The 19,789-nt window shown below is 73.8% G+C and carries 19 protein-coding genes; 11 read left to right on the top strand and 8 right to left on the bottom strand.

The window, feature by feature from the left end:
* The 4 genes from IE172_RS34965 to IE172_RS32095 all read right to left on the bottom strand — a co-directional run.
* Positions 1 to 765: glucose-6-phosphate dehydrogenase (locus tag IE172_RS34965; RefSeq protein WP_498067198.1), on the bottom strand; the 765-nt coding region annotated here is incomplete at its 3' end.
* 761 nt (positions 766 to 1,526) lie between these two features.
* Positions 1,527 to 3,644, bottom strand: coding sequence for an MMPL family transporter (locus tag IE172_RS32085; RefSeq protein WP_190100869.1), 2,118 nt, complete (start codon positions 3,642 to 3,644; stop codon positions 1,527 to 1,529).
* 130 nt (positions 3,645 to 3,774) lie between these two features.
* On the bottom strand, positions 3,775 to 4,449 hold the full coding sequence (locus IE172_RS32090; protein ID WP_190100870.1) for a response regulator: 675 nt from the start codon (positions 4,447 to 4,449) through the stop codon (positions 3,775 to 3,777).
* On the bottom strand, positions 4,446 to 5,642 hold the full coding sequence (locus IE172_RS32095) for a sensor histidine kinase (protein WP_190100871.1): 1,197 nt from the start codon (positions 5,640 to 5,642) through the stop codon (positions 4,446 to 4,448). Before IE172_RS32095 ends, IE172_RS32090 begins: the two co-directional genes overlap by 4 nt.
* 219 nt (positions 5,643 to 5,861) lie before the next feature.
* Here IE172_RS32095 and IE172_RS32100 point away from each other — a divergent pair, with 219 nt between their 5' ends.
* Positions 5,862 to 7,199, top strand: coding sequence for a 6-phospho-beta-glucosidase (locus tag IE172_RS32100; protein ID WP_190100872.1), 1,338 nt, complete (start codon positions 5,862 to 5,864; stop codon positions 7,197 to 7,199).
* 160 nt (positions 7,200 to 7,359) lie between these two features.
* On the opposite strand, the gene IE172_RS32105 is transcribed toward IE172_RS32100, so the two are convergent.
* Positions 7,360 to 8,487, bottom strand: a complete 1,128-nt coding sequence (locus IE172_RS32105; protein WP_190100873.1) for an ATP-grasp domain-containing protein — start codon at positions 8,485 to 8,487, stop codon at positions 7,360 to 7,362.
* Between the two features lie 235 nt (positions 8,488 to 8,722).
* On the opposite strand from IE172_RS32105, the gene IE172_RS32110 reads away from it, so the two are divergent.
* Both IE172_RS32110 and IE172_RS32115 read left to right on the top strand, forming a co-directional pair.
* On the top strand, positions 8,723 to 9,586 hold the full coding sequence (locus IE172_RS32110; RefSeq protein WP_190100874.1) for a metallophosphoesterase family protein: 864 nt from the start codon (positions 8,723 to 8,725) through the stop codon (positions 9,584 to 9,586).
* Entirely contained in the window at positions 9,583 to 10,260 is a 678-nt protein-coding gene (locus IE172_RS32115) for a 4'-phosphopantetheinyl transferase family protein (protein ID WP_190100875.1), read from the top strand. The genes IE172_RS32110 and IE172_RS32115 overlap by 4 nt, the downstream gene beginning before the upstream one ends.
* 286 nt (positions 10,261 to 10,546) lie before the next feature.
* Here IE172_RS32115 and IE172_RS32120 read toward each other — a convergent pair whose 3' ends face one another.
* The 3 genes from IE172_RS32120 to IE172_RS32130 form a co-directional block, all read right to left on the bottom strand.
* Complete coding sequence (locus IE172_RS32120) at positions 10,547 to 10,783, bottom strand: hypothetical protein (RefSeq protein WP_190100876.1); 237 nt, start codon at positions 10,781 to 10,783, stop codon at positions 10,547 to 10,549.
* Positions 10,784 to 10,932: 149 nt separating this feature from the next.
* Positions 10,933 to 11,472 (bottom strand): toxin-antitoxin system, toxin component, encoded by a 540-nt coding sequence (locus IE172_RS32125; RefSeq protein WP_190100877.1) that lies wholly within the window; start codon positions 11,470 to 11,472, stop codon positions 10,933 to 10,935.
* A 30-nt stretch (positions 11,473 to 11,502) separates the two neighbouring features.
* A complete protein-coding gene (locus tag IE172_RS32130) occupies positions 11,503 to 12,159 on the bottom strand; it encodes a helix-turn-helix domain-containing protein (protein ID WP_190100878.1) in 657 nt (218 codons plus the stop codon).
* Positions 12,160 to 12,381: 222 nt separating this feature from the next.
* On the opposite strand from IE172_RS32130, the gene IE172_RS32135 reads away from it, so the two are divergent.
* From IE172_RS32135 to IE172_RS32170, 8 genes are all read left to right on the top strand, one after another.
* Positions 12,382 to 13,041: an MmyB family transcriptional regulator gene (locus tag IE172_RS32135; RefSeq protein ID WP_190100879.1), complete on the top strand. Its 660-nt coding sequence runs from the start codon at positions 12,382 to 12,384 to the stop codon at positions 13,039 to 13,041.
* 84 nt (positions 13,042 to 13,125) lie between these two features.
* Positions 13,126 to 14,289, top strand: a complete 1,164-nt coding sequence (locus tag IE172_RS32140) for an NAD(P)/FAD-dependent oxidoreductase (RefSeq protein ID WP_190100880.1) — start codon at positions 13,126 to 13,128, stop codon at positions 14,287 to 14,289.
* Positions 14,286 to 14,585 carry a (2Fe-2S)-binding protein gene (locus tag IE172_RS32145; protein WP_190100881.1) on the top strand — a complete coding sequence of 100 codons (300 nt, stop codon included), beginning with the start codon at positions 14,286 to 14,288 and terminating at the stop codon, positions 14,583 to 14,585. The genes IE172_RS32140 and IE172_RS32145 overlap by 4 nt, the downstream gene beginning before the upstream one ends.
* Positions 14,575 to 16,056, top strand: coding sequence for an FAD/NAD(P)-dependent oxidoreductase (locus tag IE172_RS32150; RefSeq protein ID WP_190100882.1), 1,482 nt, complete (start codon positions 14,575 to 14,577; stop codon positions 16,054 to 16,056). Before IE172_RS32145 ends, IE172_RS32150 begins: the two co-directional genes overlap by 11 nt.
* The gene (locus IE172_RS32155; RefSeq protein ID WP_190100883.1) at positions 16,053 to 16,943 is read left to right on the top strand and encodes a dihydrodipicolinate synthase family protein; all 891 of its coding nucleotides are present in this window, start codon (positions 16,053 to 16,055) and stop codon (positions 16,941 to 16,943) included. The genes IE172_RS32150 and IE172_RS32155 overlap by 4 nt, the downstream gene beginning before the upstream one ends.
* 10 nt (positions 16,944 to 16,953) lie before the next feature.
* On the top strand, positions 16,954 to 17,955 hold the full coding sequence (locus IE172_RS32160; RefSeq protein WP_190100884.1) for a proline racemase family protein: 1,002 nt from the start codon (positions 16,954 to 16,956) through the stop codon (positions 17,953 to 17,955).
* A complete protein-coding gene (locus IE172_RS32165) occupies positions 17,952 to 18,608 on the top strand; it encodes a GntR family transcriptional regulator (protein WP_190100885.1) in 657 nt (218 codons plus the stop codon). Before IE172_RS32160 ends, IE172_RS32165 begins: the two co-directional genes overlap by 4 nt.
* A gap of 57 nt (positions 18,609 to 18,665) precedes the next feature.
* On the top strand, positions 18,666 to 19,664 hold the full coding sequence (locus IE172_RS32170; protein WP_190100886.1) for a LacI family DNA-binding transcriptional regulator: 999 nt from the start codon (positions 18,666 to 18,668) through the stop codon (positions 19,662 to 19,664).
* The last annotated feature ends 125 nt before the right edge of the window (positions 19,665 to 19,789 follow it).

Here is a 19,789-nt window from a genome sequence, read left to right on the forward strand (position 1 = left end):
GACCTGCTCGGGGTCGAACACCTCGTGCACGATCGCGTTCAGCTCCCGGGCGGACTTCAGGTCGTGCCCGAACGGCTTCTCGATCACCGCGCGCCGCCAGGAACCCTCGGGGGCGTCGGTCAGCCCGTGTTTCTTGAGCTGCTGCACCACCTTGGGGAAAAACTTCGGCGGCACGGAGAGGTAGAAGGCGTGGTTGCCGCTGGTGCCCCGGGAGGCGTCCAGTTCGTCGACGGCCTTGCGCAGCTCCTCGAACGCCTGGTCGTCGTCGAAGTCGCCCGGGACGAACCGCATGCCCTCCGAGAGTTGCTGCCACACCTCCTCGCGGAACGGGGTGCGCGCGTGCTCCTTGACGGCGTCGTGCACCACCTCGGCGAAGTCCTGGTTCTCCCAGTCGCGTCGGGCGAACCCGACCAGCGAGAAGCCCGGCGGCAACAGCCCTCGGTTCGCGAGGTCGTACACGGCCGGCATCAGCTTCCGGCGGGACAGGTCGCCGGTCACCCCGAAGATGACCAGACCGGAGGGGCCGGCCACCCGGGGGAGCCGGCGGTCCCGCGGGTCACGCAGCGGGTTGGGCCATCCGGCCGGGGGCGCGGGAAGGGCGGTGGACGTCTCCGCCCGGTCGTCGGCCGTGCCCTCCGCTCCGTTCTGTGCCTGCCGCTCCTCCGGCACGGTCGCCGAGGTCGCCGGGTCCTCCGCGGCGTCCCCGGCCGTCCCGCCGGGGACGCCGGGGAGTCCGTTCCCCGGCTCGGTCGTCCCGTCGGTCATTCCGCGTCAACTCCCTTGCTGTCGAGCGACTTCGTCACTACGTCCAGCAGCTCCTGCCGGGCGTCGTCGTGTTCCGCCACACATCCGTCCTCCGGCCGGCGCACCCCCTCGTCTCCTCGGCGTGGCCCCGGACCCCGCGGTGACGTGCCGCGCGGGACCGGCCCTTCTCCCTCCAGGGTGTCCCGGTATGCGGGGTCCTTCACCCGGTGGGTTCCCGCGAGGGCCGCCGGCCACCGGGCCCGGGACCGTCCCGTGCGGTGCCGGCGCGGGCCGCCGTGCACCTCGTCGTACGCCGTACGGTCGTGCCGCGCGCCTCCCGGGACCGCACCGTCCCCGCGGGTGACGGCCTCATCCGTGCCCGGGGCGTCCGCACCACTCACAGTGATCGTCTTCTTCCTCGCGGGGGCGTCAACCGCGCGCGGCGGCAGGTGATTCCCCGCTGCGGCCACGGCGGCGGCACGGCGTGCGGGCCGGTGGGACCCACCGCGGGCTCGTTGGTCCGTTCGGGGCGCCGGACGGGCCGGCCCGGGAACACCGTTCGAATCGATGACACCTCATAAAAGTATGACTTTTTGATGGATCCCTTCTTGTGTGCGGGCTCGCGCACGTCCGGCGGCCGCGCACACCTCGACGGGTACCGCGGAACCGCCCCGGCCATGCGGCCGGCTCCCGCCGGGCGTGGCGCCGGACGTGCGAAGGAGGGCTCCACCGGCGCGTGGAGCCCTCCTCCGCGGCGGGTCCTCAGGGCCCCCGCCGGTCCCTCACACCCCCGCCGGCACCCGCGGCCGGGACTCCTCCCCGCTCTCCCCGCTCTCCTCGCGCAGTCCGAAGCGGTCGTGGACCCGCCGCAGTGGGGCCGGAGCCCACCAGGCCCGGCGGCCGAGCAGGGCCATGGTGGCCGGGACCAGGAGCATCCGCACGACGGTCGCGTCGATGAGGACGGCCAGCGTGAGCCCGAGGCCGATCTGCAGGATGGGCGAGAACCCTCCCGTCATGAAGGCGGCGAACACCACCGCGAGCAGCAGCGCCGCGCAGGTCACGACCCGGCCGGAGCGGCGCAGCCCGGTCACCACGGCCTCCCGGTCGTCGCCGGTGCGCTGCCGTGCCTCGCGCATCCGGGCCAGGATGAACAGCTCGTAGTCCATGGCGAGCCCGAACGCGACCGCGACGATCAGCGGCGGCGCGGTCAGACTGAGCGCGCCCAGACCCTCCGCACCCAGCATTCCCGCCAGGTGCCCGTCCTGGAAGACCCACACCACCACACCCAGCGCGGCGCCCAGACTGAGCAGGGTGGTGGCGATGGTGCGCAGCGGCAGCAGCACGGAACCGGTGAACGCGAACAGCAGCAGGAAGATCCCGGCCAGCACGGTCAGCGCCGCCCACGGCCCTCGTTCCGCGAGCATCTCGCGGAAGTCGACCAGCCGGGCCGCCGTACCGGTGACCTCGACCGGTGCGTCGCCGCGCGTCTCCCGTACGCGCTCGACCAGAGCGGTCGCCTCCGCCCCGTCGGACGCGCCGGGCGGCGGGATCTCGATCACCTGGACCCCGCCCGGGAGTTCACGCGTCCCGGCGTCCGGGGACAGTGCCCGGATCCGGTCGGCGGTCGCCGCGTCCGTGCCGGGCCGGACGACGACGGTGACCGGGGAGGCGCCGGTGCCCGGCGGGAAGTGCCCGCCCACGGTGTCGTGCAACTGCCGGGCCTCGGTGTCCGCGGGGAGCTGCCGCGCGTCCCCCACGGCGATGCTCATGCCGGCCACGGGCACGGCAAGGACCAGCAACGCGGGGACGACCACGGCCAGGACGGCGGCCTTCCGCCGGTCCGCGAAGCGGGCGACGCGGGCGAAGAACCGGCCCTCCTCGCCGCCCTCGGGCGTCTTCGCCGGCGGGATCCGCCCGCCGAACCGCGCGAGCATGGCGGGCAGCAGGGTGAGCGCGGCCAGCATGTCGATGACGACCACGGCGGCGACCGCGAGACCCATGCTGCGCAGGAACACACTGGGGAACACCAGCAGCCCGGTCAGACTGACGGCGACCGTGAGCCCAGAGAACAGCACCGTCCGCCCGGCCGCCGCGACCGTACGGTGCACCGCCTCCACGACGTCCTCGGTGCGACGGCGTTCCTCCCGGAACCGCACCAGCATCAACAGGGCGTAGTCCACGGCCAGTCCGAGCCCCAGCATGGTCGTCAGCTGGATCGCGTACACCGAGATGTCGGTGACCCCGCTGAACGCGAACAGCGCCAGGAAGGCCCCCGCGATGCCGCTGACCGCGACGATCAGCGGCAGCAGCGCCGTGCGCAGCCCGCCGAACACCACGAGCAGCAGCACCAGAACCACCGGCAGGGAGATCAACTCGGCGTTCTTCACGTCCTCCTGGGCCCGCTCGGCGATCTGCAGCCCCAGCAGCGGACCCCCGCTCACATGGACGTCGGGCGCGTCGATCTCCCGGATGCGGTCGGCCGCCGCGTCGAGGGTGCGCTCCTCGGCGTCGTCGTCCAGTCCGCTCTCCAGCGTGACGGGGACGATCAGCGCCCGGCCGTCCTCGGCGGTCAGACCCGGTGTGGTGTACGGATCCGGTACGGCGGCGACCCCGGCGACCTCGCGGACGTCGGCGACGGCCCGTTCGACCTCGGCACGCAGGCCGGGGTCCGAGACGGCGGTGCCGGCGACCACGCCGGTGATGGACTCGCCCGCCGGGTCGGCCCGGTCCAGGTACCGGGCGGCCGACTCCGACTCGGTACCGGGCACTTCGGGCACGTTGTCGGAGAGCCGGGCGAAGACGCCCGTGCCCAGACCGAAGCCCAGCAGCAGAAAGAGCCCCCACAGGAGCATCACGGTCAAGGGGCGGCGGGTGGCCGCCCGGGCGAGTGCGGAAAGCACGGTCCCTCCCGGCGAGTGACGGTTCGTCGACACGCCTCAGCCTCCCGCTGCGCGGCGGGTCGGCGGATCGCCGGAGGGAGCGGGATACGGACCTCGCCCGTACGGGGGAGAAGGGCCCCTCTCTCACTCCTCAGGGGGAGCCGGGGGTGATCAGCCCCGTCTCGTACGCACAGATCACCGCCTGCACCCTGTCCCTGAGAGCCAGCTTGCCCAGCACGTTGCTCACATGGGTCTTGACCGTGTGCTCGCTGACGAACAGGGTCGTGGCGATCTCCGCGTTGGACAGTCCCCTCGCCAGCAGCCGCAGGGTCTCCACCTCGCGTGCGGTGAGCGCGTCCAGGCGCTGCGGGGCCGCCGCGGTGTCCGTGGCCGCCGCCTCCCCGCGGCGCCGCACGAGGTCCGCGACCAGCCGCCGTGTCACCGCCGGGGCGAGCAGCGAGTCGCCGGCCGCCACCACCCGCACCGCGTGCACGAGGTCGTCCCGGCGGACGTCCTTGAGGAGGAAGCCGCTGGCGCCCGCGTACAGCGCCTCGTACACGTACTCGTCCAGGTCGAAGGTGGTCAGCATGACCACCTTGCAGGCCGACTCGGCGCACACCCGGCGGGCCGCCTCCAGGCCGTCCATCACCGGCATGCGGATGTCGAGCAGAGCCACGTCCGGACGGTGCCGGCGCACCGCCTCGACGGCCTCCGCGCCGTCTCCGGCCTCGGCGACCACCTCGATGTCGTCCTGGGCGTCGAGGATCATGCCGAAACCGGCCCTGACCAGCTCCTGGTCGTCGGCGACGACCACCCGGAGGGTCACCCGAGGGCTCCCTCGCGGGCGGCGGCCACCGGCAGCCGTACGACGACCCGGAAGCCGCCGTCCGGACCGGCACCGGTCTCCGCGCTGCCCCCGCAGGCCGCGGCCCGCTCCCGGATACCGATCAGCCCGTGTCCGCCGGCCTGCGCGGACGGGCCCCGCCCGTCGTCCGTCACGGTCACCGTCATCCGCTCCTCCGCCCAGTCCAGTGCGACCACCGCGCGGGAGGCACGGGCGTGCTTCACGGTGTTGGTGAGCGCCTCCTGCACCACCCGGTAGGCCGCCACCTCGGTGTCCGAGGACAGGGGGCGGGGCACGCCCGTGGTGCGCAGCTCGGCCCGCAGCCCCGTGGACTCCCGCACCCGCTCGACCAGGGCGGGCAGGGCGGTCACGCTCGGCTGCGGCAGCCGCGGCACGCCCTCGCCGTCCGGCCGCTCCTCCTTCAACACACCGAGGATCTTACGCAGTTGGACCATCGCGTCCCGGCCGGTCGCCGCGATGGTGTCGAACGTGGCCTCGGCGCGCTCGGGGTCCTTGCGCACCACCACCGGGCCGGCCTCCGCCTGCACCACCATCAGGCTCACGGCGTGCGCCAGGATGTCGTGCATGTCCCGGGCGATCCGGGAGCGTTCCTCGGCCCTCGCCCGGGCGGTGTCCGCGGCCCGCTCCCGCTCCAGCCGGCGGGCCCGGTCCTCCAGTTCGGTGGTGTAGGCGCGCTGCACCCGGTAGAGCATCCCCAGGGCGTAGCCGCAGATGAGACCCATCAGGTGGAAGGCGTACTCGAAGGGTGCCAGCTCCGCCTGGTGACGCATCGTCGTGACGACCCCGATCACCCACCCCGCGAGCATCATCCGGCGCTGCCAGGGTTTGCCCACGGCGGCCAGGGTGTACAGAACCACCATCCCGCCGTACATGACGTCGGGCGGAGGCGCGTGGTGGAGCGCCTGCGCGGGGGTGGCGACCGACACGGCCCACGCGGTCGCGCAGGGCGCCCGCCGCCGCCAGATCAGCGGCACGGCGGTGGCCGCTCCCAGCAGCCAGCCCTGCCAGGTCAGCGGATCGTCCCCCTCGTCCGGGAAGATCCACTGCAGGGAGACGGCGAACAGCACCAGCGCGGCGAGCGCCGTGTCGAGGGCGTACGGATTCGCCGTGCGCCAGCGGGCGACGACCGGGGTGAGCGCGGACCGGAGGGACATGAGCGGGCTCCTCGGGGCGGGGGCCGTCCCAGTATCACGAGGGACCGGAAGCGCGTCCTCACCGGTGAGAGGGATTTCCGCGCCCCGTCGCCGCGCCGTGCACCGGACGGTCACGCCGGCGGGGCCCTCCGGCGGCGCGTCCCCCGACGCGACGCCCCGCGCGGTGAGCGCGCCGCGAGTAGGGTCGTTCCCGTTCGTCGTGGTGGGAAGGGTGCGGATGTGAGGCTGACGATTCTGGGCGGCGGAGGGTTCCGGGTGCCGCTGGTGTACGGGGCGCTGCTCGGGGACCACGCGGAGGGGCGGGTGACCCGGGTCGTGCTGCACGACGTGGACGCCGCCCGGCTGCGCGCGATCGCCCGGGTGCTGGCCGAACAGGCCGCCGGTGTGCCCGACGCCCCCGAGGTGACCTGGACGACCGGCCTCGACGAGGCGCTGCGCGGCGCCGACTTCGTCTTCTCCGCGATCCGCGTCGGCGGTCTGGAGGGCAGGGCGGACGACGAACGGGTCGCCCTCGCGGAGGGCGTGCTCGGCCAGGAGACGGTCGGCGCGGGCGGCATCGCCTACGGCCTGCGCACCGTGCCCGTCGCCGAGGACATCGCCCGCCGGGTGGCGCGCCTCGCCCCCGACGCCTGGGTCATCAACTTCACCAATCCGGCGGGACTGGTCACCGAGGCCATGGCCCGTCACCTCGGCGACCGCGTCATCGGCATCTGCGACTCACCGGTGGGCCTCGGCCGCCGTATCGCCCGGGTGCTCGGCGCGGACCCGCGCGAGGCGTGGACCGACTACGTCGGCCTCAACCACCTCGGCTGGGTGCGCGGCCTGCGCGTCGCCGGCCGCGACCTGCTCCCGCGCCTGCTCGCCGACCCGGCGCTGCTCGGCTCCTTCGAGGAGGGCAGGCTCTTCGGCGCCGACTGGCTGAGGTCCCTCGGCGCGGTCCCCAACGAGTACCTGCACTACTACTACTTCAACCGGGAGGCGGTGGACGCCCACCGGCAGGCCGAGCTGACCCGGGGCGCCTTCCTGCACGACCAGCAGGCCCGTTTCTACGCCGGGACCCGCGACCCCGAGGTGTCCGCCCTGGGCCTGTGGGACCGGACCCGTGCCGAACGCGAGGCCACCTACATGGCGGAGAACAGGGAGGCCGCCGGCGCGGGCGAACGCGAGGCCGACGACCTCTCCGGCGGCTACGAGAAGGTGGCCCTCGCCCTGATGCGGGCGATCGCCCGCGACGAGCGCACCACCCTGATCCTCAACGTCCCCAACCGCGGCACCCTGTCACCACTGGACGCGGAGGCCGTGATCGAGGTGCCCTGCCTGGTGGACGCCAACGGCGCGCACCCCGTCGCCGTCGATCCGCTGCCCGGGCACGCCGTCGGACTGGTCTGTGCCGTCAAGGCCGTGGAACGCGAGGTGCTGGCCGCCTCCCGGGCGGGCTCCCGCGCGAAGGCGGTCAGGGCCTTCGCCCTGCACCCGCTCGTCGACTCCGTGAGCGTCGCCCGCCGTCTCGTCGACGGCTACACCGCCGTCCACCCCGGCCTCGCCCACCTCCGATAGCTTCGGGCCGGCCGGTCGCCCCCCGTGACAGCGGCCGACCGACCCGAGCCCCCCGTTCCCCCGTGCTTCCCCCCGGCGGCTTCCCCAAGTCGCCGACACCATCAAGAGCCCCGGACCCGGCCCCTGATACACCCCCGGCGGAAAATTCCCGGAATTTTTTCTACGGGCGTGCCCCGGTCGCCGTCCTCCGCTCCACGGGCACCGCCGGAGCGGGCACGGCACGGAGCGCGGACGAGGGCACCTCGCCCCGCTGCTGCGGCAGCACCACCGGCAGCAGCGGGCGCGGACCGGACACCACGGAGTAGTCCGGCCCCAGGTACGGCGGCGTCATCTCGCCCGGGTCGTCGCCCAGCGCCAGCCGTACCGCGGCCCACGGGGCGTTCACCCCGCACAGCGACAGCTGGTGCAGCCCGCCCGCCGGCCGCGTGTTGACGTCCATGAGGACGGGCCGGTCGCCGAACATGCGGAACTGGATGTTCGACAGGTGGTGCAGGCCGAAGCCCTCCGCGATCCGCCGGGCCGGCTCCAGCCACTGCTCGTGCAGGGTGAAGCCCCGGCGCCGTCCGTTCTTGGTGCGCCCCACGGCCAGCCGGATCCGGTTGTCGGGTCCGGTCAGACAGTCCACCGACACCTCGGGCTGTTCGAGGCGCGGCATCACCAGCCAGTCCACCGGCTCCTCGGCGTCCCGCACCGCGTCCAGCGCCAGGCCGAGCGGCACGTAAGGACTGGGGAAGCCGCTCAGCTGCGCCAGCGAGAAACGATCGCGCGTGATCACACGGAAACCAACCCCGCCCGCGCCGGACGCAGGCTTGAAGCACGCGCGGTGTCCGGCGCCCTCCAACTCCTCCACGGCCGACAGGAGTTCGTCCGCACTCCGCACCCGCCACCACGGTGGCACGGGCACCCCGATCGCCTGGACCGCCTCATAGGCGACCACCTTGTCCAGGAACACCGCCACCGCCTGCGGCGGCGGCGCCAGCAGCGCCGTACCCACGGCCTCGAAATCGGCGCGGTGCTTCACGATCGCCGACTGGTGCAGCCGCGGCACGAACACATCGATGCCGCGCCGCCGGCACTGGGTGAGCGCGTACTCGACGTACGCCGCCGGGGTCAGCCCCTCGGGCTCCGGTTCGGCGGTGTCGGCGGCGGCCAGCACCGGCGAGTCGGGGTCGCCGTGCGTGGCATGGATCTCGACGGCGCGGCCGGCGGGATTCCGCCTCAGCTGATCCATGAAGAACACGTTCTCCGCGTACGTGCGGTTGAGCCAGACGCGTACGCGAGAGACCATGCGGGCCGCCTTTCACGGTTCGCGGGCAGGGCGCAGCGGCCCGTTGCCCGGGCAAGACGTAGAGGGGTCACCAAACCGCCCTGTGCGAAGGGCGCTTCACGGCGGTGGTGTCGGGGCGATCATACGGCTTCGGAGGAGGGCCCGATACCACGGGAGGCAGCGGGTTGTTGCTTGTTCCGGCGCCTCGGATGTGATCTCGTGGGGACGTTCGGTGACGGCTGAAGGGACGACGGGGATGCCGGGGACGCACGGCGGCGGACAGCTCTGGGCCATCAGCGACCTGCACATCGGCTACGCCGAGAACCGTGCCCTGGTCGAAGCGATGCGGCCCGCGTCGGACGAGGACTGGCTGTTGGTCGCCGGTGACGTGGCGGAGACCGTGGAGGACATCCGCTGGGCCCTCAAGACCCTCGCCGGCCGGTTCGCCCAAGTCGTCTGGGTACCCGGCAACCACGAGCTGTGGACCCACCCGAGCGACGCGGTCACGCTGCGCGGTGTCGCCCGCTACGACCACCTGGTCGAGCAGTGCCGCGACCTCGGAGTGCTCACGCCCGAGGACCCCTACCCCCTCTGGGAGGGCCCCGGCGGCCCGGCCGTCGTGGCCCCCCTCTTCCTGCTGTACGACTACACGTTCCTGCCGTCCGGCTGCGCCACCAAGGACGAAGGGCTGGAGTACGCGCACGGCACCGGGATCGTCTGCACCGACGAACACCTGCTGCACCCCGACCCGTACCCGACCCGTGAGGACTGGTGCCGGGCCCGGGTCGCCGAGACGGAGCGCCGGCTCGCCGAAGTGCCGGACGGCCTGCCGCTGGTCCTGGTCAACCACTACCCGCTGCACCGCCATCCCACGGAGGTGCTCTGGCACCCCGAGTTCGCCATGTGGTGCGGCACCGTACTCACCGACGACTGGCACCGCAGATTCCCCGTCCGCACCATGGTCTACGGCCACCTGCACATCCCCAGGACCACCTGGCAGGACGGGATCCGCTTCGAAGAGGTGTCGGTCGGCTACCCGCGCGAGTGGCGCAAGCGGGAGCGGCCCCCGGGCCGGCTCCGGCGGATCCTGCCCGCGGAACCCGGGGACGGCGGACGGTGATCGGGGAGCTGCTGCCGCAGACGGTGGTCACCGTGGAGGCGTACGGCGACGAGGGCGTCGACGCCCCGCTGTACCCGGAGGAGGAGACGCTGATCCGGCGGGCCGTCCTCAAACGCCGCCGGGAGTTCACCGCCGTACGCTCCTGCGCCCGCCGCGCCATGGAGAAACTGGGTGTGCCGCCGCGGGCCGTGCTGCCCGGTGAGCGTGGCGCCCCCATCTGGCCCCGGGGCCTGGCGGGCAGCATGACCCACTGCCAGGGCTACTGCGCCGCCGCACTGGTCCGTGCCGGGGACCTGGCGTCCGTCGGTATCGACGCCGAGCCGCACGCGCCGCTGCCCGAGGGCGTGCTGCGCTCCGTGGCCCTGCCCCAGGAGGCCGGGCGGATCGCCGCGCTGGCCGGGGACGTGCCCGCGGTGCACTGGGACCGGCTGCTGTTCAGCGCCAAGGAGGCGGTGTACAAGGCGTGGTTCCCGCTCACCGGGGAGTGGCTGGACTTCGGGGAGGCCGACATCGACCTCTTCACCGACGACGGCGAACCCGCCCGGGGCGGCTTCCGCGCCGCCCTCCTCGTGCCCGGACCGCTCGTGGGCGGGCGCCGTGTGAGTCACTTCAGCGGGCGGTGGGCCGCCGGGGGCGGTCTGCTCACGACGGCTGTCGCGGTGCCGCACGCGTGAGGGTGGCTCCGCCGGTTCCTGAGCCGTGAGGGGTGGCGCCGCCGGGGGTGATGGCCGCGGCTGCGGGTGGGTGGGGGCTGGTCGCGCAGTTCCCCGCGCCCCTGGGGAGTGGGTGTTGGCGCCGGTTCCCGGGCGGGGGTGCGGAATCGCTGAGGGTGGGTGGGGGCTGGTCGCGCAGTTCCCCGCGCCCCTGGGGGGTGGGTGTTGGCGCCGGTTTCCGGGGTGGGGCGTGAGGGCCGTGGGAATGGTGGGCGGTCGCGGGCCCGCACGCCCCGGTCCGGCCGGGTTACCGCTCGGGCTGCCAGTCGCGCAGCATGCGGAAGAACTGCTCCTCGTTGCCCGTCAGACCGGCCCGCGCCAGGGCTGCTTCCGCCTCTGCGAGCACGGCGGGCGGAACGAGCGGCGGCCCGGGTGTGCCCGCCGGGCCGGGCCGGGTGTCGAAGGCGGCGCGCACGGTGTGCAGCAGCCGCAGATAGGCCTGGACGGCGGTGCGCTCGCGGTCGGTCAGTACGGCGGTGGGCATCGCTCGGCTCTCCCCGTGTCGTGGTCGTCGGTACCACGCCCCGCACACTGAGGGGGCGCGCCTCCAGCTTGCCGCCCACCACTGACAATCGGGCCGCGCCCGTGGCCCGTTCGCCCGGCCGGCGGGGCTCGCGCGCCGGGGCGCGCCGCTCAGCTCCGCGGACCCAGGTACCCCAGTGACGCCCCGATCCGGCCCGCCAGGTGATCCCGCTGCACCGGCCCGCGCAGCGCCGAACCGGACAGCAGCGTGCGGCACCTGCTGGCCAGCAGCAGGCCGAACGCCTCGGCCTCCTTCTCCTCGGCGAGGTCGAAACGGGTACGGGCGGCGACCCTCAGAACGGTCGCCCGCAACGCCTCCTCGTCCGGCACCGCACCCATGAACCGCGTCGCGACCTCGGCCCCCGCGACGTGACTGCCGCAGTGGCCCGCCTTCATGTGCCACAGTTCATGGCCGAGGATGACCAACTGGTGGTCGGGCGCGGTGCGTTCCTCGATCACCACGAGGTCCTGCTCCGCCATGTCGAGCCACAGCCCGCTCGCCGTCCCCGGCGGGAAGGCGGCCGTGCGGAACAGCACGGGCCGGCCACGGCGCCGGCTCATCCCCTCGCACAGGGCGGCGTACAGATCGGCGGGCCGCGCCGGGACGGGAAGCGTCAGCTCCGCGACCAACTCGGCGCACAGACGGCGCATTTCCCTACCGATGCCCACAGCTCTCCCCGCTCACGACTTGGGCCGCTGGACGCTTTCCAGGAGCATGTCCAGCCACTCCGCGACCTTGTCGCGGTGCTGGTCGGTGGGCAGCTGCGCGGCCCGCCAGGCGATCCCGCGCACCCCGTGGTCCTGCAGCAGCCGTTCCAGGGGGTCGTCGGTTCCCGCCGCCGCCTCCCGCTCACGGTCGGCGAGCTTCTGCAGCAGTTCCTGTTCCGTGTGCTGGAGCGCGCTGGTGAGGGCTTCGGGGTCCTCGGCGGTGAGGAAACCCGCGTGCACCCGGAAGAACCGCTGGATGGCGTCGCAGTGCTCCATGGTGGGCCGCCGGTCGCCGTTGATCAGCGCGCCGGCCTGCTGGCGGGACATGCCCGCACCGTCGGCGATCTCCTGTTGCGTGTACTTGCGGCCGTTCGGCTTCAGCCGGGTGCGGCGCAGCAGGTCCAGCCGCTGCAGGAACCGCGCCTGCACATCGGGCTCACCCGCGCTCCGGCCGCCGAGCAGCGCCTTGACCACGGGCTCCGGGACACCGGAGGCGACGGACAGCCGGCCGACGTCGAACACCTCGGCGTGCGCCACGTCGAGCCGGTCGGCGAGTGCGGTGACGCGGGCGACGACAGCCGGCAGCGCGGCCGTCGGCGCGGTGTCCGGACCCTCGAAGCCACCCGTCACCGAAAGATCTCCTACGTCTCTCACAGGCTTCTCACAAGCGATTGCCGTGAACTTCACGGAGACTAGCCGGTGGTTCGAACTCACATCCAGGTCTCGCCACAACTGTGGCCAATTTCGGCCGTCAACCGTCGTGGAATGCCACGATAGTTGACATGCCGTACGTCCGGGCAGCAGGATCGGGACCCGCGTCAGGGCCGCACGGGCAAGAGGGGTGACCTCCCGATGGCATTTCAGGCAGAAGGGCAGCGGCCGGCGCCGCGGCCCGGCCCCGGGACCCCCGGGGCCCAGGCCTATCTGCGGGACTACGCGGCTCTGCTGGAGGCGTCCCCCTTCCCCTCCCTGGTACTGGACCACCGCTGGGACGTGCTGCTCACCAACAGTGCTTTCCGGACTCTTTTCCAGGGTGTGGAGCCGCACCCCACGGCGCTGCCCGCCGACAACTTCCTCCGGTTCGTCCTCTTCCACCCGGACGCCGCCACGGTCCTCGGCGACCACGAGTCGAGCTGGTGCCTGCCGATGCTGGCCCACTTCGCCGACACGGTCGAGCGACACGGCCACGACCACGGCCTGCAGGCGATCCGCCGCGACATCGCCCAGGACCCGATCATGGAGGCCGCCTACCGGCACGGACTGCCGCACTGGCTGCGCACCGTCGGCGCGCGGGCCGCCGAACACGACGGCGCCGTACGTCCCCTGCTGCACCCCGATCCCCGCTGGGGCGCCACGGACTGCCGCATCGTCGTCGAAACCACCGTCACCCTCCAGGACATGGGCTGCACCCGGCTGACCCTCGTCCTGCGCGAGACCCGCCGCGCCCCGGCCCGGCACCGCAGGTCCCACCGGGCCGCCTCCCACCTGCGCGTGGTCCACGCCGCCGACTGAACCGCCCTCCGCCGGGCCGGACCGCCCTCCGCCGACCCGGTTCGCACTGTTCCCAGCCGGTGTGCTGTGTGACATAGTACTGACGTGAGCGAGCCGCTGACCTGCGATGTCGTGGTAGTGGGCGCCGGAATGGCAGGCGCCGCCTGCGCCTTGTACGCGGCCCGGGCGGGCCTCGAGGTGACGGTCGTGGACCGGGGACACGTGGCCGGCGGGACGACCGGAGCGGGCGAGGGAAACCTCCTCGTCTCCGACAAGACCCCCGGACCCGAACTGGACCTCGCCCTGCTGTCCACGCGGCTGTGGGCGCGGGAGGCACGGGAACTGGGCGCGGCGGTGGAGTACGAGGCCAAGGGCGGCCTCGTCGTCGCCGAGACGCCCGAAGTCCTCGACAAGCTGCGGACGTTCGCCGATGCCCAGCGGGCCGCCGGGGTGACGGCCGACCCCGTCCCCGCCGGCCGGCTGCACGACCTCGAACCCCGGCTGGCGTCCGGCCTCGCGGGCGCCGTGTACTATCCGCAGGACGCCCAGGTCATGCCCGCGCTCGCCGCCGCCCACCTGCTGCGCGCCTCCGGGGCCCGACTGCTCACCGGCCGGGAGGTGACCCGGGTGCTGCGCGCCCCCGACGGCTCGGTCCGCGGCGTGCGCACCGACCGCGGCGACCTCCACGCCCCCGCCGTCGTCAACGCCGCCGGCACCTGGGGCGGCGAACTCGCCGACCGCGCCGGGGTGTTCCTGCCCGTCCTGCCCAGACGCGGATTCGTCCTGGTCACCGAGCCACTGCCGCCCCGCATCCGGCACAAGGTGTACGCCGCCGACTACGTGGCCGACGTCGCCAGCGACTCCGCGGCACTGCAGACCTCCCCGGTGGTGGAGGCGACGGCCGCCGGGCCGGTGCTGATCGGCGCCTCCCGGGAGCGGGTCGGCTTCGACCGGTCCCTGTCGCTCCCCGCCGTACGGGCGTTGGCGGCCGGCGCGACCCGCCTGTTCCCGTTCCTGTCCCGCGTGCGGGCCCTGCGGACGTACGCGGGCTTCCGGCCGTACCTCCCCGACCACCTCCCCGCGATCGGCCCCGACCCCCGGGCGCCGGGGCTCTTCCACGCCTGCGGTCACGAGGGCGCCGGCATCGGTCTGGCCACCGGCACCGGACTGCTGATCGCCCAGGCGCTCACCGGGCGGACACCGGACCTGGACCTCACACCCTTCCGGCCCGACCGTTTCCCCCGCCCGACGAAGGAGACCGAGCGGTGAACCCACTGGAACGGGCCGGAGCACGGCCCGGACCCGCCTTCGAGGTCACCTTCGACGGACGGCCGGTCGAGGCGCTGCCCGGCCGCACCGTCGCCGCCGTGCTGTGGGCGGCGGGCATCACCTCCTGGCGCACCACCCGGGGCGGCGGACGCCCGCGCGGGGTGTTCTGCGGCATCGGGGTGTGCTTCGACTGCCTGGTGACCGTCAACGACCGCCCCGGTCAACGGGCCTGTCTGGTGCCGGCGCGCCCCGGCGACGTGATCCGCACCGAGGAGGGGACGGGCCGTGCGCACTGACCTCGTGGTGATCGGCGCCGGCCCGGCGGGACTCGCCGCGGCCCTCGCGGCGTCCGCGCGCGGCGTGCGGGTCGTCCTCGTCGACGCGGCGCCGGAGCCGGGCGGGCAGTTCTACCGGCAGCCCGCACCCGCACTCCGCGCGCGCCGCCCGCAGGCCCTGCACCACCGGTGGCGCGCCTGGACCCGCCTGCGGGACGGACTCGCCGCGAGTACCGTCCGCGTCCTGACGGAACACCATGTGTGGTGCGTGGAGCGGGAGTCCGGCGGGCTGACCGTGCACGCGCTGCCCGGCCCGGAACAGGAGCGGTCCGTCGAGGTGCGCGCCACCGCCGTGCTCCTGGCCACCGGCGGCTACGAGACCGTCCTGCCCTTCCCCGGCTGGACCCTGCCCGGCGTCGTGACTGCGGGCGGTGCGCAGGCCATGCTCAAGGGCGGCCTCGTCGTCCCCGGCGGTACCGCCGTCGTCGCCGGCACCGGACCGCTGCTGCTGCCGGTGGCGACCGCCCTCGCGGCGGCGGGCGTGCCGGTCGCCGCACTGGTGGAGTCCACCGGCCCCCGACGTCTGCTGCGGCACGCCGGTGCGCTCGCCGGCAAGCTGCCCGAGGGCGCCGGATACGCGGCCCGGCTGCTGCGGCACCGCGTCCCGTTCCTCGCCCGCCACACCGTCGTCCGCGCCCACGGTGCGAGCGGGGCAGGGAGTGGGGGAGACCGCCTGACCGGTGTCACCGTCGCCGCCCTCGACGAACACGGCAGCGTCCGCCCCGGCACCGAACGCCGGCTGCCCTGCGACACCCTCGCGGTGGGGCACGGCATACTCCCGCACACCGACCTCGCCGAAGGCCTCGGCTGCCGGCTCGGCGGACACGCCGTGGCCGTCGACGCCGAACAGCGCACCGACGTGCCCGGCGTCTGGGCCGCGGGCGAGTCCACCGGCGTCGGCGGCGCGGCTCACGCCCTCGCCGAAGGCCACATCGCGGGGCGCTCGATCGCCGCCCGGCTGCGCGGCACGGCGCCGGACCCGGGGGAGTGGGCACCCGCCGGCCGGGTCCGCGCCCGGATGCGCGGTGCCGCGGCCGCCCTCGACTCCGCCTACGCCCCACCCGCCCGCTGGACCGACCGGGTCACCGACGACACCGTGATCTGCCGCTGCGAGGAGGTCACGGCGGGCGCCGTCCGCGAGGCCGTCTCCCTCGGCGCCGGGGACACCCGCACCGTCAAGCTGCTCAGCCGGGCCGGGATGGGCTGGTGCCAGGGACGGATGTGCGGACCGGCCGTCGCCGGCCTCACCGGGTGCGCGTCCGCCCCGTCCGGACGGCTGTTGGCCCGTCCCGTCCCCCTGGGCGTACTCGCCGACGCGCACCGCGAGCACGAAGAGCACCGCGACCGCGAAGTGCACCGCGAACACGAAAAGCACCGCGAGAAGGAAGAGCACCGCGCGTACGAAGACCGGACCGAGGAAGGACCCTCATGACCGACCACCGTCCCTGGCGCGGCGTCCTCGTCGCCACCGCACTGCCGCTCGACGACGACCTCTCCGTGAACCACGAGCGCTACGCCGAACACTGCGCCTGGCTGGTGGAGAACGGTTGCGACGGCGTCGTACCGAACGGCTCCCTGGGCGAGTACCAGGTACTCACCCCGCAGGAGCGGGCGCGGGTCGTCGAGACGGCCGTCGCGGCGGTCGGCGGGGAACGCGTCATGCCGGGAGTCGCCGCCTACGGCTCCGCCGAGGCCCGGCGCTGGACCGAGCAGGCCGCCGAGGCGGGCTGCCGGGCCGTGATGCTGCTGCCGCCCAACGCCTACCGGGCCGACGAGCGTTCCGTCCTCTCCCACTACGCCGAGGTCGCCCGGGCGGGGCTGCCGGTCGTCGCCTACAACAACCCCGTCGACACCAAGGTCGACCTCGTGCCCGACCTGCTCGCGCGGCTGCACGGCGAGGGGTACGTCCACGCCGTCAAGGAGTTCTCCGGAGACGTCCGCCGCGCCTACCGGATCGCCGAACTGGCGCCCGAGCTGGACTTGTTGGCCGGTGCGGACGATGTCCTGCTGGAACTCGCCGTCGCCGGGGCCAAGGGCTGGGTGGCCGGCTACCCGAACGCGCTGCCCCGCTCCTGCGTGGAGCTCTACCGTGCCGCCACCGGAGGCGACCTCGCCACCGCACTGCCGCTCTACCGGCAGCTTCATCCCCTGCTCCGCTGGGACTCGCGCGTGGAGTTCGTCCAGGCCATCAAGTACTCCATGGACGTCGTCGGACGTCACGGCGGCCCCTGCCGCCCGCCCCGCGTCCCGCTGGACCCCGCCCAGGAGGCGGCCGTCCGCGCCGCCACCGAGAAGGCCGTCGCGGCCGGACTGGCGTAGAGGAGCCCGTATGCGCAGCAAACTCGTCCTGCACGCCGTCGACTCGCACACCGAGGGCATGCCGACCCGGGTGATCACCGGCGGCATCGGCACGCTCCCCGGCGCGACCATGAACGAGCGCCGCCTGTACTTCCGCGAACACCGCGACGGCCTCAAAAGGTTGCTGATGAACGAACCGCGCGGGCACGCGGCGATGAGCGGCGCGGTGCTCCAACCGCCGGCCCGGCCCGACTGCGACTGGGGCGTCGTCTACATCGAGGTGTCGGGCTACCTCCCGATGTGCGGTCACGGCACGATCGGCGTGGCGACCGTCCTCGTCGAGACGGGCATGGTCGAGGCCGTCGAGCCGGTGACCACCATCCGCCTGGACACCCCCGCCGGGGTCGTCGTGGCCGAAGTGGCCGTGCGGGACGGCGCCGCCACGGCCGTGACCCTGCGCAACGTCCCGTCCTTCGCCGTCGCCCTCGACCGGGAGGCGACGCTGCCGGACGGGCGGACGGTCACGTACGACCTGGCCTTCGGCGGCAACTTCTACGCCATCCTTCCCCTGGACCGGCTCGGGCTGCCCTTCGACCGGTCGCGCAAGGACGACATCCTCGCCGCGGGCCTCTCCCTCATGGAGGCGGTCAACGACGGGGGTGAACCGGTGCACCCCGGGGACCCGACCATCCGCGGCTGTCACCATGTCCAGGTGACCGCACCCGACTCCACCGCCCGCCACTCCCGGCACGCCATGGTCATCCACCCCGGCTGGTTCGACCGCTCGCCCTGCGGCACCGGCACCAGCGCCCGCATGGCCCAGCTGCACGCCCGCGGCGAACTCCCGCTGCGCAGCGAGTTCGTGAACGAGTCGTTCATCGGCACCCGGTTCACCGGGCGGCTGCTCGGCACGACGGAGGTGGCCGGACACCCGGCCGTACTGCCCAGCTTCACCGGGCGGGCCTGGATCACGGGCACCGCGCAGTACCTGCTGGACCCGGGCGACCCGTTCCCGGAGGGGTTCGTCCTGTGAACACCCTCAAGGACCTGGGCGGCCGCGGGCCCAGCTACCGCGAGCGGGTCGCGGACGCCCTGCGGGCCGCGCTGATCGCGGGCGAGCTGCGGCCCGGCGAGGTCCACTCGGCACCCGGGCTTGCCGCCCGCTTCGGCGTCTCCGCCACCCCCGTGCGCGAGGCGATGCTCGACCTCGCACGGGAGGGGCTGGTCGACACGCTGCCCAACAAGGGGTTCCGGGTCACCGCCGTCTCCGACCGGCAGCTCGACGAGTACACCCACGTCCGGTCCCTGATCGAGATCCCGACGACCGCGGAACTGGCCGCCACCGCCGACCCGGTGGCCCTGGAGGCGCTGCGCCCGGTCGCCGGGGAGATCGTCACCGCCGCCGCGGCCGGTGACCTCATCGCGTACGTCGAGGCCGACCAGCGCTTCCACCTGGGGCTGCTGGCGCTGGCCGGCAACGCACACCTCGTCGAGGTCGTCCGGGACCTGCGCCGGCGCGCCCGGCTCTACGGGCTGACGGCGCTGGTGGAGCAGGGGCGGCTGCGGGAGTCGGCCGAGGAGCACCTGGAGATGCTCGACGCGTTGCTCGCCCGGGACTTGGAGACCGTACGGGCCGTGATGACCCGCCACCTGGGGCACGTCCGGGGACTCTGGGCAGGCCCCTGACCGATCTTTTGCACCAGAGCGCAAGCCGCTTTCATTCCTTGCGCTATTCTTGCGGTCATGACGCGACGACTTGCTGTGGTGGCGAAGAAGGTCGGGGTCAGCGAGGCCACGGTCAGCCGGGTGCTCAACGGCAAGCCCGGGGTCTCCGACGCGACCCGGCAGGCGGTGCTGTCCGCCCTGGACGTGCTCGGCTACGAGCGGCCGACCCAGCTGCGCGGCGAGCGCGCCCGGCTGGTCGGCCTGGTCCTGCCCGAGCTGCAGAACCCGATCTTCCCCGCCTTCGCGGAGGTCATCGGCGGCGCACTGGCCCAGCTCGGGCTCACGCCGGTGCTGTGCACCCAGACCCGGGGCGGCGTCTCCGAGGCGGACTACGTGGACCTGCTGCTCCAGCAGCAGGTCTCCGGCGTGGTGTTCGCCGGCGGCCTCTACGCGCAGGCCGACGCGCCCCACGACCACTACCGGCGGCTCGCCGAGCGCAACATCCCGGTCGTCCTCGTCAACGCGGCCATCGAGCACCTCGGTTTCCCGGCCGTCTCGTGCGACGACGCCGTGGCCGTGGAGCAGGCCTGGCGGCACCTGGCCTCGCTCGGCCACGAGCGCATCGGGCTGGTGCTGGGCCCCGGTGACCACGTGCCGTCCGCGCGCAAGCTGGCCGCCGCCCGTGCCGTCGCCGGCGAGGTGCCCGAGGAGCACGTGGCCCGGGCGATGTTCTCCATCGAGGGCGGTCACGCCGCCGCCTCCCGGCTCATCGAACGGGGCGTCACCGGCTTCATCTGCGCCAGCGACCCCCTCGCCCTCGGTGCCGTACGGGCCGCCCGCCGCAAGGGGCTCGACGTGCCCGGACAGATCTCGGTCGTCGGATACGACGACTCGGCGCTCATGAACTGCACCGAGCCGCCCCTCACCACCGTCCGGCAGCCGATCGAGGCCATGGGCAAGGCGGCCGTGGAACTGCTCAACGCGCAGATCAGCGGCAGCGTGGTGGCCCCCGACGAGCTGCTGTTCGAACCCGAGCTGGTGGTGCGGGGTTCCACCGCCCAGGCGCCCCGTCCCTGAGATCCACCCTGCTGTCGAATAATTTCAAAATCTGCGCGACATCTTGCGATGGGATGTCGCCGGTGCTTGAGTGTGCCCCGCCACCGCTGCTGTTCCGCGGGATTCACTCGCTCCTGCCCTCTAAG

The sequence above is a fragment of the Streptomyces griseoflavus genome (assembly GCF_014649995.1).
In the GTDB taxonomy this organism is placed as follows: Bacteria; Actinomycetota; Actinomycetes; order Streptomycetales; family Streptomycetaceae; genus Streptomyces; species Streptomyces griseoflavus.